At 70.1% G+C, this 12,426-nt stretch carries 6 protein-coding genes and 1 pseudogene; 4 read left to right on the forward strand and 3 right to left on the reverse strand.

Annotation, left to right across the window (positions count from 1 at the left end; translation table 11 throughout):
* Nucleotides 1-37: 37 nt before the first annotated feature.
* Entirely contained in the window at nt 38-2,950 is a 2,913-nt protein-coding gene (locus QC826_RS26055) for an EAL domain-containing protein (RefSeq protein ID WP_279763079.1), read from the reverse strand.
* 172 nt (nt 2,951-3,122) lie between these two features.
* Between QC826_RS26055 and QC826_RS26060 the strand changes: the two genes are divergently transcribed.
* Both QC826_RS26060 and QC826_RS26065 read left to right on the forward strand, forming a co-directional pair.
* On the forward strand, nt 3,123-6,320 hold the full coding sequence (locus QC826_RS26060; RefSeq protein ID WP_279763080.1) for a polymer-forming cytoskeletal protein: 3,198 nt from the start codon (nt 3,123-3,125) through the stop codon (nt 6,318-6,320).
* A 75-nt stretch (nt 6,321-6,395) separates the two neighbouring features.
* The gene (locus tag QC826_RS26065; protein WP_279763081.1) at nt 6,396-7,097 is read left to right on the forward strand and encodes a dienelactone hydrolase family protein; all 702 of its coding nucleotides are present in this window, start codon (nt 6,396-6,398) and stop codon (nt 7,095-7,097) included.
* A gap of 37 nt (nt 7,098-7,134) precedes the next feature.
* Here QC826_RS26065 and QC826_RS26070 read toward each other — a convergent pair whose 3' ends face one another.
* Nucleotides 7,135-7,632 carry a DUF3016 domain-containing protein gene (locus tag QC826_RS26070; RefSeq protein ID WP_279763082.1) on the reverse strand — a complete coding sequence of 166 codons (498 nt, stop codon included), beginning with the start codon at nt 7,630-7,632 and terminating at the stop codon, nt 7,135-7,137.
* A 219-nt stretch (nt 7,633-7,851) separates the two neighbouring features.
* Here QC826_RS26070 and QC826_RS26075 point away from each other — a divergent pair, with 219 nt between their 5' ends.
* Together QC826_RS26075 and QC826_RS26080 are read left to right on the forward strand one after the other, a co-directional pair.
* Complete coding sequence (locus QC826_RS26075) at nt 7,852-9,822, forward strand: PhoX family protein (RefSeq protein ID WP_279763083.1); 1,971 nt, start codon at nt 7,852-7,854, stop codon at nt 9,820-9,822.
* A gap of 399 nt (nt 9,823-10,221) precedes the next feature.
* Nucleotides 10,222-11,728: pseudogene (locus QC826_RS26080) on the forward strand (DUF3369 domain-containing protein).
* Here QC826_RS26080 and QC826_RS26085 read toward each other — a convergent pair.
* Entirely contained in the window at nt 11,725-12,351 is a 627-nt protein-coding gene (locus tag QC826_RS26085; protein ID WP_279763084.1) for a nitrogen fixation protein NifQ, read from the reverse strand. The pseudogene QC826_RS26080 and the gene QC826_RS26085 sit on opposite strands and share 4 nt — an antisense overlap.
* Nucleotides 12,352-12,426: the final 75 nt, after the last annotated feature.

Genomic DNA, 12,426 nt, shown 5'->3' on the forward strand with positions numbered 1-12,426 from the left:
CGGCCCGGGCTTCCCGCGCGGCCCGCCGGCGCCAACCTTAGCACGATTCGGCCACCGCGGCCGCACCGTCCGCCCCCGCACCGCCGCCCCGTTGGGCGCGCGCCTCGTCGGCCAGCAGCAGCTGCTCGAAGGCGGCGGCGTCGACCGGCCGGCCGAAGTGGTAGCCCTGCATCTGGCGGCAGCCGTGGCGGCGTAAAAAATCGACCTGGTCCTGCGTCTCGACACCCTCCGAGATCACCTCCAGCTTCAAGTTGGCGGCCAGCGCGATGATGGTGGCGACGATGGCGGCGTCGTCCGGGTCGACCGCCAGGTCGCGCACGAAGGTCTGGTCGATCTTCAGCACGTCGACCTCGAAGCGCTTCAGGTGGGCCAGGCTGGAGTAGCCGGTGCCGAAATCGTCGATGGCCAGCTGCACGCCGAGGCGCTTCAACTGGTGCATCATGCCGATGGCGTGCTCGACGTCCTGCATCAGGAAGCTCTCGGTCAGCTCCAGCTCCAGGCAGTGCGGCGCCAGGCCGGTCTCGGCCAGCAGCCCGGCCACCGTCTGCACGAAGCCCGGCCCGGCCAGCTGGCGCGCCGAGACGTTGACGGCGATGCGCAGCCCGGCGCGGCCGCCGCGCTGCCATTCGAGCAGCTGCAGGCAGGCCGTGCGCAGCACCCAGGCGCCGATCGGCAGGATCAGGCCGGTCTCCTCGGCCAGGCCGATGAAGCGGCTCGGCGCCACCATGCCCAGCTCCGGGTGCTGCCAGCGGATCAGCGCCTCCATGCCGAAGATGCGGCCGCTGAGCACGTCGATCTGCGGCTGGTAGTGCAGCACGAACTCGCGCCGCTCCAGCGCGCTGCGCAGCGCCCCCTCGATGCGCAGGCGCTCGCCGAGCTGCTCGTTCATGGCGGCGGTGAAGAACTGGTAGTTGTTGCGGCCCAGCTCCTTGGCGCGGTGCATGGCGATGTCGGCCCGCTCGAGCAGCTGCGCCGGCTCGCCGCCGTCGGCCGGGTAGACCGCCACGCCGGCGCTGCAGGTGACGAACAGCTGCTGGCCGTCGACCACCAGCGGCGCGGCCAGCGCGGCCAGCAGGCGCTGCACCTCGTCGCCGCGCGGGCAGCCGGCGCCCTGCTCGGGCAGCAGCAACAGCACGAACTCGTCGCCGCCGAGGCGCGCCACCGTGTCGACCGGGCGCACGCCGGCCAGCAGGCGCTCGGCGACCGCCTGCAGCAGGCGGTCGCCGCCCTGGTGGCCGAGGCGGCCGTTGACGAACTTGAAGTGGTCGAGGTCGAGCGAGACCACCCACAGCGTCTCGCCCTTGGGCGCCGCCAGGTGCAGGCTCTGGCGCAGGCGGTCCTTCATCAGCGCGCGGTTGGGCAGGCCGGTCAGGGCGTCGTGGGTGGCCTGGTGGTGCAGCTCGCTCTCGTAGGCCTTGACGGCGCTGATGTCGTGCTGGATCGAGACGAAATGGTGGATGGCGCCGTCGGCCTCGCGCACCGGCGAGATGTAGATGTCGTTCCAGAACATGGCGCCGTCCTTGCGGTAGTTGCGCACCACGGCGTGGCCGTCGCGCTGCTCGCGGATGGCGGCGCGGATCTCGGCGGCGCCCTGCTGCTCCAGGTCGTAGCCGTGCAGCAGGCGCGGGCTCTTGCCCAGCACCTCGGCGGCGCTGTAGCCGGTGATGCGCTCGAAGGCCGGGTTGACGTAGACGATGGGGTTGTGCGGCGCCGCCGCCGTGATGACGATGGCGTTGGTGCTCGACTCGATGGCGCGCTCGCGCAGCAGCAGCGTCTGGTTGAGCCGCTTCAGCTGGACGGTGCGCAACTCGACGCGGCGCTGGATGTGGCGGTTGCGCCAGACCAGCGCCTGCACCAGCGCGGCGCCCAGCAGGCTGAGCACCAGGCCCAGCGCCAGCGTGGCCAGCGAGGCCAGGTGGTCGGCGGCGGCCCAGCGCGGGCTGGCCCAGCCGACCAGCAGCCAGGGCTTGCCGGCCAGGTCGAGGCGCTGCACGGAACGCGCCGCCGGCGCCGGGTACAACCAGCGCAGCGGCGCCGCCGGCGCCGGCTCGGCCGCGGCGATCTCCTCGAACACCAGGCTGGCGGCGTCCTCGCGGTCGGCGGCGTAGACCCGCTGGTTGACGCCGGGCGCGCCGAGCAGGCCGGCGGCGGCGTAGATCTTGCGCACCAGGTCGTTGGGGCGCAGGACGATGTTGGTCTCGCCCTCGAGCGCGCTGCGGCGCGCCGCCACGTCGGCCAGCACGGCGCCGTAGCGGTACACCGGCATCGAGACGATCACGCCGACCCGCGGCGCCGGCCCCTGCGCCAGCTCGATCAGCGCGCCGGCCAGCGGCAGGCCGGTGTCGTAGGCGCGCTCGCGCGAGACGTTGCCGGCCTGCGGATAGGCGGTGTCGAGGCCGAAGGCGGCCTCGTTGCCGGCCGCCGGCTCGATGTAGTCGATCACCCAGTAGCTGCTGCGCTGGCCGGCCGCCACGGCGCGGCCGTCGCGCATCTCGGTCATGGCCCGGCCCGGCATGCGCGCCGCCAGCCCGGCCTCGAAGGCCGGCCGCTGCGCCTGCGGCAGGTAGCGCGCGTAGCTGATGCCGTAGGTGTAGGGGTAGCGCTCGAGGATGGGCTGGACGAACAGGCGGAACTGCTGGCGCGTCACCTGCGGCGCGCTGGCGAACAGCTGGTTGACGGCGCGCAGGCCGGCGATGGCGTTGTTGACGCCCTCCTGCAGCGCCTGCAGGCGGGCGTGGGCGCGCTGCTCGAAGGCCAGCGCCAGCTTGTCCTGCTCGAGCTGGCGGGCGCCGCAGAACAGGGCGGCGGTGGCGCCCAGGCCGCACAGCAGCGCCAGCGCCACCGGCGCCAGCAACACCGGCCGGCTGCGCGCCGGCGGCGCGGAGGCCGGCGCGGGGGCGGACGCCGGCGCGGCGGCGGCGGGATCGGGGGGACGGGTCGAAACAGCCATGGTCGAAGCCAAATCAAAGCAAAAGATTAGCACGGATCGGGCGCCGCGCCGGGGCCGGCGACGGCCCCGCCGGCCCCGGCCCCGCGATTTTCCGCTGCGGCGTGTTGGAAATGCCACACGGCAAGGGAAATGATTGGGCCTATAATTCACCCAGGCATTCCTAGGTGACTCCATGACAATTTCCCTTTCGCGCCGGGCGACGCTGACACTGCGCCTGGCCCTGCTGCTGGCCCTGGCCTGGCTGGCCGCCCCGGCGCACGCCGCCCTCAACTTCGCCGGCGGCGCCGTCGCCGGCTGCGGCTACACGGCGGCCAGCCGGACCTACAACTGCGCCACGCTGCCGACCAACCAGGACATCGCCATCGCCAGCGGCTATACCGTCAGCGTGACCGGCTCGCTCAACTTCGACAACAACCAGCAACTGGCGATGAGCGGCAGCGCCAGCCTGCGCAGCGACGGCGACCTGAACATCGGCAACATCAAGTCGGACAATCTGCAGATCAGCGGCGGCACGCTGGTGGCCGGCGGCAAGTTCTCGATCGGCGCCCAGGCGCAGAGCATCGTCGCCGACGTCACGGCGGCCAGCATGCAGATCGGCACCGGCTCGGCCACCCGGATCACCGGCTCGCTGACCTGCAGCGGACCGATCGACTTCGCCTCCCACAGCGTGGTCGTCGGCGCCGTCTCCGGCAGCGTCGTCACCAGCGGCGCCCACTTCTCGCTGAGCGGCAGCATCCGCGCCAGCGTCTCCTTCGAGCTGGCCTCGGGCAGCGACGTGGTCGGCGACATCGTCGCCCCGACCGTCACGCTGCGGCCGGCGCAGAGCTCGGTGAGGGGCAACATCACCGCCAGCACCGAACTGGTGATGGGTTCGGGCGACGAGGTGACCGGCAACGTCAATGCCGGCGCGCTGACCATGGACCCGGCCAACGGCGTCATCACCGGCAACGTCAACGTCACCGGCGACGTCACGATGGGCTCGAACAACACCATCGACGGCGACCTGGTGGCGCGCAACGTGACCATGCACGCGGCCAACGGCATCATCACCGGCAACGCCACGGTCAACTCCATCGTCCTCAACCACCACGACCGCGTCGGCAAAATCATCCGCTGCACCGGGGCGGGCGCCGCCGGTTGCAGCTGCGTCACCAACAACAGCGGCTACCCGACCAACGGCAGCGCGCCCGGCCCGGTGTGCGGCCCGGCGCCGCCGTCCGGTCCGCACCACATCCAGATCAGCCACCCCGGCACCGGCCTGACCTGCCAGCCGCAGACGGTGGCGCTGACCGCCTGCGCCAACGCCGCCTGCACGCCGCCGCACTACAGCGCCAGCACCGCCGTCACGCTCAGCCCGGGCGGCGCCACCTTCACCATCAGCGGCGGCGTCAACAACGCCGCCAGCGTCAAGCAGGGCACGGCCGGCACGGCCACGCTGGCCGTCACCACGGCCGGCCTCGGCACCGTCTGCGTCAACACCGGCGCCAACAACAGCAGTTGCGCGATGCAGTTCTCCGACACCGGCCTGAGCCTGAGCGTGCCCGACCACATCGCCGACACGCCGCAAACCTTGTCGGTCAGCGCCCTGCAAAAGGTCGGCAACAACCCGTCCTGCGTGCCGCTGTTCGCCGGCCTGTCGCGCAGCATCAACTTCAGCTGCGGCTACACCAACCCGGTCGCCGCCAACGCCGCGCCGGTGCCGCTGCTGTTGGGCTTGGGCGGCACGCCGCTGGCCGCCAACGCCAGCTCGGCCTGCAGCGCCGCCGGGCAGAATCTGACGCTGGCGTTCAACGCCAACGGCCAGGCCAGCACCCCGCTGCAGTACGCCGAGGCCGGCAAGCTCAGCATCAACGCCAAGTACGCCGACGCCGGCCTGGTCGTCGTCGGCAGCACCAGCGTGACGGTGGCGCCGGACCGCTTCACCTTCGCAATGAAACAGACGGCGGCGCCGGGCAAGACCAACCCGGCCGTCGTCACGCCGCTGCCGGCCGGCGTCGTCGCCGGCACGCCCGCCGCCTACGCCTTCGCCGCCGCGGCCGCCGTGGCCGGCCCCGCCTTCATCAAGGCCGGCGAGGCGTTCTCGATGACCTTGTCGGCCGTCAACAAGAACGGCAAGGTGACCACCAACTTCGGCAAGGAGAGCCCGGCGGAAAGCTACACCCTGAGCCAGGCCCTGGTCGCGCCCAACCCCGTCACGTACCCGAGCGCCGACAACCCCGGCCTCAGCAGCAACTTCGGCGCCATGGGCAACGGCGTCGCCAGCGTCGCCTCGACCAGCTGGAACGCCGTCGGCGTGTTCAGCCTGACGGCCACGCTGGTCAATACCAGCGGCTACCTGGGCGCCGGCGCCGCCAGCTTCCGCACCACCGGCACGGCCAACGTCGGCCGCTTCATCCCCGACCATTTCAACGTCGTCCTCGCCGCTCCGGCCAAGGGCGTGCCGATGTGCGCCACCCCGGCCAGCTGCGCGGCCAACGAGGTGCCCAGCGTCTACTCGCACCAGCCCTTCGCCATCAGCGTGGCGGCCTACGGCGGCGCGGCCGTCGACAACAGCGCCAACCTGATGAAGAACTACCAGGGCGCGCTGGCCAAGAAGGTCGACTTCAGCGGCTGGCGGGCGGCCGGCTCGCTGGCGCCGGGCGACAAGAACCCGCCGACCACGCCGAGCGGCGCCGGCCGCGTCGACGAGAGCATCGCCGCCGGCGTCGAGCCGGTCAGCCCCGGCGCCGGAGTATTCAGCGGCGGCCTCGCCGGCACCGCGCTGAGCTACAAGTTTTCCTCGATCGACCCGGCGCCGGACCAGAAGAGCAAGCTGTCGGCGCCGACCACGCTCTACCTGCGCGCCGCCGACAGCGACCTGGCCAGCTCTGCGCGCGGCGCCGCCTCGCTCGAGCCAGCCCTGCGCGTGCTCAGCGGCCGCCTGCTGGTCAGCGCCGGCTACGGCTCGGAGAGCTCGCCGATGCCGCTGACGCTGCGCGCCCAGTACTGGAACGGCGCAAACTATGTCTACAACAGCCTGGACAACAACCAGACCGGCTACACGCTGAACACCCTCAGCTTCGCCAACTGCCAGGGCAAGCTGCAGCTGGCCGGCGCCCCACCCGGCACCTGCAACGGCACCTTGCTGGGCCTGCAGGCCGCGTCCGTGCTGCGCTTCACCAGCGGCGACGCCAGGGTGATGCTGCGCCCTCCCGGTGGCAGCGGCGCCGTCGACATCTGGATCAGCGACGCCAACAACCCGATCCGCGACGGCGACGCCAGCCACATCAACATCCTGCCCTTCCTGCCCAGCGCACCCAGCGCGCCTGGACACATCGTGTTCGGCGTCTACCGCAGCGGCCCGGTGCTGTATCTGCGCGAGGTGTATTGAGGCGGGCCGAATGCCGCGCCGGCGCGGCCCCATCTGCGGTAGCATGGACGTTCTTTCCAACCGCGAGGACCGACCATGCCGACCAGCAGCCAATGGCTCACCATCAACTCACCCGACGGCCCCTTCCAGGCCTACCTGGCGCTGCCGCACGGCGGCCGGGGCGGCCCCGGCATCGTGCTGCTGCAGGAGATCTTCGGGGTTAACGAGCACATCCGCGCGGTGGCCGACCAGTACGCCGCCGACGGCTACGTGGTGCTGGCGCCCGACCTGTTCTGGCGCCAGGGTCCGCGCATCGAGCTCGGCTACGACGACGCCGGCTGGCAGCGCGCCGTCGCCCTGATGAACGCCTGCGACGTGGCGCTGGCCCGCGCCGACATCGCGCTGGCCGCCGCCGCGCTGCGCGCCCGCCCCGGCGTCGGCGCCAACATCGCCGCGCTCGGCTTCTGCTTCGGCGGCCGGCTGTCCTTCTTGGCCGCCTGCGACGGCGTGGTCGACGCCGCCGTGGCCTACTACGGCGGCGGCATCCAACACTGCCTGGAGCAGGCGGCGCGCCTGGCCGTGCCGCTGCAGCTGCACTTCGGCGCCGAGGACAGCCACATTCCCGCCGCCGCCGTGAAGAGCATCGCCGAGCGCTTCGCCGCCAACGAGGACGTCGAGATCCACCTCTACCCGCAGGCCGAGCACGGCTTCAACTGCGGCCACCGCGCCGGCTACCAGCAGCGCGCCGCCGCCCAGGCGCACGGCAACAGCCTGCTGTTCCTCGCCGAGCGGCTGTAGCCGGCGGCGCCGGCGCCGGCCCGAGCGGCGCCGGCGGCTAGCCGCGGCCGGCCGGCGCGAAGCGCTTGGCGAACCACTCGTCGAGCATCTGCTTCTCGTAGCGCAGCGCGTCGTCGCCGCCATAGCGGCTGATGCGGTCCTGGTAGTTCATATTGCTCAGCTCGTCGTCGCCGCTGCGCAGCAGCTGGCCGCCGGCCTCCAGCGTGTAGCGCAGGTGCAGGCGGGGCCAGTCGGCGCCGCCGTTCATCACGCGGATCTCGTCGCCGCCACGGCGCGGATACATGCGGCCGGCCAGGTCGACGTCGAGCACCTCCACCTTCAGGGTCTGGCCGGCCGGCAACTGGCGGCCCAGCTTGGCGAGATGCTCGGACAACTGCTTGAGCACGCGCTCGCGCTCGACCGGCGAGAACGGCACGTCGCTGAAGCGCTCCGGCTCGACATAATGGATGTTGACGTCGGCGCGCGCGCCGGCGCCGGCCAACAAGGCCCACAGCAGCAGCGGCGCGCCCAACAGGGTTGATGTAGTGGTGCGCATGGCATCTTCCTCTTCGTCGGTAACAAAACCAGCGTCCCAATATAGCGCGTTTCGCCACGCCGGGCCGGAACCGACGCGCTTTGTTACCAATGTCACGAAGATGTCATATCGGCAAACTATCATCTCGCTCGTCGAGGTGCGCCACCACCTCGCATGAAGCCGCCAGCCGACGCCGCGCGGCACATGACATGGCCAACACTAACCCAGGATTACCTTCCCATGAGCGAGTCTCTCGATCTGTCCCGCCGCCGTATGATCAAATTCCTGTCCGGCGCGCCTCTGCTGCCGCTGGCCGGCGCGAGCGGCGCTTCCTATCTGCTGGCCGGCTGCGGCGGCGATTCCGCCGCCGCGGCCGTCGTGCCGCCGCCGACCCCGGTCACGCTGAGCTCGGTCACCTTCTCGCCAATGAGCGCCCCCGGCCTGGCCAACGCCGCCCAGATGGCCACGACCACCGTCGGCTCGGCCCTGTCGGCCACCTTCAGCGACGGCTCCAAGCAAGCCTACAACCTGAAATATGAAACCTTCTTCGTCACCGGCGCCCAGGTGCCGGACGGCAAAGGCGGCACCACCCTGTCGGGCGGCTTCTACGACATCAACAACAAGCCCATCGTCGACGTCACCGAGCCGAACAAGCGCCATTTCTTCTCCGACTGCCCGGACGGCACCTCGCTGCTGAAACTGGACGCGCCGAGCGTCGCCGGCGTCAAGGGCAACACCGTGTTCGCCGTGGTGCAGTTCGAATACGCCACCCGCAACGTCAAGGGCGACTCGATGTACGGCATGCTGCCGTCGCCGATCGCCGTGCTGACGCTGGACCAGGACAAGACCACCGGCGCGCTGACCCTGGTCAAGTACCACAACGTCGACACCAGCCCGGCCAACGGCCTGTGGATCACCTGCGGCGCCAGCCGCTCGCCGTGGAACACCCACCTGTCGAGCGAAGAGTACGAGCCGGACGCCACCGTCATCGAGAAGAACAGCCAGTTCGCCGCCTTCAGCACGAACCTGTACGGCGACGCCGCCAAGGCCAACCCCTACCACTACGGCCACATGCCGGAGATCACCGTCAACCCGGACGGCACCGGCAGCTGCAAGAAGCACTACTGCATGGGCCGCATCTCGCACGAGCTGGTCCAGGTCATGCCCGACGAGCGCACCGCGCTGATGGGCGACGACGCCACCAACGGCGGCCTGTTCATGTTCATCGCCGACAAGGCGCGCGACCTGTCCTCGGGCACCCTGTACGTCGCCAAGTGGGCGCAGAAGACGGCCGACAACGGCGGCTCGGCCGACCTGACCTGGATCAAGTTGGGCAGCGCCACCAGCGCCGAGATCAAGGCCCTGGCCGACACCCTGAAGGCGGCCGACATCGTCAGCGCCAAGACCGCCGACCCGGCCGACGCCAGCTACACCAAGATCCCTTTCGGCGGCAAGTCGAACTGGGTCAAGTTCGCGCCGGGCAAGGAGAAGGCCGCAGCCTTCCTGGAAACCCACCGCTACGCCGCCTTCAAGGGCGGCAGCCTGGGCTTCACCAAGATGGAAGGCACCACCGTTAACGCCAAGGACAAGATCGCCTACTCGGCCATGGCCTACATCAGCGGCGCCATGAAGGACGGCTCCGGCGGCATCTCGATCAAGGGCCCGAACGCCGGCGTCGTCTACGCGCTGAACCTGAAGGGCGGCCAGAAGGACGTCGGCGGCAGCGCCATCGACTCCGACTGGGTGCCGGTCGACATGGCCGCCGTGCCGGCCCTGGTCGGCGAGGACTTGGCCACCCCTGACGCGCTGGGCAACCTGGCCCACGCCGACAAGGTCGCCAACCCGGACAACATCAAGTTCTCCGAGAAGCTGCGCACCCTGTTCATCGGCGAGGATAGCGGCCTGCACGTCAACAACTTCCTGTGGGCCTACAACGTCGACACCAAGGCGCTGACCCGCCTGATGTCGGCCCCGGCCGGCGCCGAGTCGACCGGCCTGCACGCGGTCGACGACATCAACGGCTTCGCCTACATCATGAGCAACTTCCAGCACGTCGGCGACTGGGAGGTGAGCAAGGACGCCAGCGGCAAGATCACCGGCGGCCTGCACTCGAAGGTGGTCGAGACCCTCGATCCGCTGGTGCGCGCCAACTACCGCGACCGCTTCGGCGCCGCCGTCGGCTACCTGACCGGCCTGCCGACGCTGAAGTAAGCCTCCAGTAGAACCCGGGCGGGGCGCCAGCCGCCCCTCCCCGCCAGGCGTCCCCGCCTGCGCCCGCGCCGAGCCGTCGCTCGCCGCGGGCTTTTTTACATCCGTGCGGCAAAATCTTTTGCTCCACGATAGCAATCTTTCCAAAAACGAAGTATTGTTACTTCTGCCCGCATGTTGCAAAATTAATTAGCTTAAACGATATGAAAGTGTTGTCGCACGGCCCCATTCCGGCGCCGGCGGGATGGAAACATTATTGCCTGTTGTTAATATTCGTGGGTCGGACTACAATCGAAAACGTGTGCCCGGCATCCGCACGCGGCTTTGCCACAACCGGTCCTCCCCTATCGATCAGCGCCTTTTAGCATTGCGTTTTTGAGCCATTTTGCGGAACTTGCCCCTATGTCCTTTTTGTCCTCAGCCTCGCCCAAGTTAGCGCCCTGGAAAGTCCTGCTAGTCGACGACGAGCCCGACATCCACGACATCACCAAGCTCACCCTGACCCGCTTCCGCCTCGACGGCCGCGCCCTGAGCTTCGTGCACGCCTACAGCGGCGCCGAGGCCAAGCAGGTGCTGGCGCGCGAGAGCGACATCGCCCTGGTCTTCCTCGACGTGGTGATGGAAAAGGAGGACAGCGGCCTGGAGGTGGCGCGCTGGATGCGCGAGGAACCTGGACAACCAGTTCACCCGCATCGTGCTGCGCACCGGCCAGCCCGGCCAGGCGCCGGAGGAGCGCGTGATCGTCAACTACGACATCAACGACTACAAGGAAAAGACCGAGCTCGACCGCACCAAGCTGTTCACCACCACCTTCGCCGCGCTGCGCGCCTACCGCGACATCATGAAGGTCGAGGAGGCCAGGCGCGCCCAGCTCAACTACCGCGAGGGGCTCGAGCGGGTGATCGCCGCCTCGGCCCACATCTTCCAGCAGCGCAACCTGAAGGACTTCGCCGGCGGCCTGCTGCAACAAGTGGTGGCCCTGCTGCGGCTGGAGAACAGCATGCTGCTGCGCCTGCGCGGCGCCACCGCCATCAGCGGCGAGAACGACTACGAGATCCTGGCGCAGATCGGCGACGACGACGCCACCATGCTCAGCGCCGACGTGCTGGCCCAGCTCGACGCGGCCAAGAGCAACAAGATCTCGCGCCTGCAGGGCGACACCTACATCGGCTACTTCCCCAACAGCAGCGGCAAGGCCTCGCTGCTGGTGCTCAAGGGCGTCGACGAGATCTCCGAGATCGACGCCAAGCTGCTCGAGGTGTTCTGCTCGGGCGTGGCGATCGCCTTCGACAACATCCTGCTGACCCAGGAGATCACCGACACCCAGGCCGAGCTGATCCTGCGCCTGGGCGACGTCGTCGAATCGCGCTCCAACGAGGCCGGCAACCACGTGCGCCGCATGTCCGAGATCTGCCACCTGCTGGCCTGCGCCGCCGGCATGCCCGACGACGACGCCGCCGTGCTGCGCCACGCCGCGCCGATGCACGACATCGGCAAGATCGCCACGCCGGACGCGGTGCTGCTCAAGCCGGGCAAGCTCGACGCGGCCGAATGGGAGATCATGAAGCAGCACCCGGCGGTCGGCTTGTCCATCCTCGACGGCTCGCAGCGGCCGATCCTCAAGGCGGCCGCCGTCATCGCCCACCAGCACCACGAGAAGTTCGACGGCAGCGGCTATCCGCAGGGCCTGAAGGGCCACGACATCCACCTCTACGCCCGCATCGTCGCCGTCGCCGACGTGTTCGACGCGCTGATGCACAAGCGCTGCTACAAGGAGGCCTGGCCGATCGAGCGCGTCGTCGAGCACCTGCGCGAGGTCTCCGGCCACCACCTGGACCCGGTCTACGTCGAGCTGCTGTGCCAGAACATCGACAAGGCGCTGGCCATCAACGAGCGCTTCCCCGACTAGTCCGCCGCGTCCTCCGCGGCGGCCGGCTTGGCGCCGAAGCAGGCGTCGACCTGCTCGCAGCAGCCGCAGCCGGGCGGCCTCAGGCCCGGCCGGCCCAGCGTGCGGCCCAGCTGCTCGAACAGGAAGCGCTTCCACTTGATGTCGTCCGTGTTGGCCGCGTACAGCGGCTGGAAGTAGTGGCGCAGCAGCGCCGACACCTCGTCGCGCCCGGCCAGACCGAGATCCTGCCACAGGTGGCGCCGCCCCATGCAGGCGGCGCCGACGGCGCGCGCCAGCCAGCCGGCGCGGCGCGCGTCGCCGCCCGGCGTGGCGCCGGCGCGCAGCAACGCGACCAGCTCGTGGAACACCACCGGCGCGTGCTCGGCCAGCGCGGCGTACTTGCTGGCCGGGATGGGCATGTTGTCGGGCTGCCCCGGCAGACAATCGGCGACCAGCGCCAACAGCTCCGCCTGCGGCAGGCCCAGCGTGCGGGCGAACAGCGGCAGGCTGCCCTCGCGGGCGTGGCGCAGCACCGCCGCGACGGCGACCGGCAGCAGCGTATCGGTCAACGGCGCGGTCAACGGCGCGGCCTCGGCCTGCGGCCGGAGTGGGGCCGCCTCCATGGGGGTCGGGGCGTGGTTCAAGGCAGTCCTCTCGCAGGTGGTGGTCGGTGCGCAGTGGTCGCGCCGGCGCTGTAGCGTTGGGTATATAACGCAGCG

Origin of the sequence: Rugamonas sp. DEMB1 (assembly GCF_029834475.1) — a bacterium.
Classification (GTDB): Bacteria; Pseudomonadota; Gammaproteobacteria; order Burkholderiales; family Burkholderiaceae_D; genus Rugamonas; species Rugamonas rubra.

Coding starts and splice junctions, on each gene's coding strand:
- QC826_RS26055 (WP_279763079.1), bottom strand. CDS start 2,950: ATGGCTGTTTCGACCCGTCCCCCCGATCCCGCCGCCGCCGCGCCGGCG.
- QC826_RS26070 (WP_279763082.1), bottom strand. CDS start 7,632: ATGCGCACCACTACATCAACCCTGTTGGGCGCGCCGCTGCTGCTGTGG.
- QC826_RS26075 (WP_279763083.1), top strand. CDS start 7,852: ATGAGCGAGTCTCTCGATCTGTCCCGCCGCCGTATGATCAAATTCCTG.
- QC826_RS26060 (WP_279763080.1), top strand. CDS start 3,123: ATGACAATTTCCCTTTCGCGCCGGGCGACGCTGACACTGCGCCTGGCC.
- QC826_RS26065 (WP_279763081.1), top strand. CDS start 6,396: ATGCCGACCAGCAGCCAATGGCTCACCATCAACTCACCCGACGGCCCC.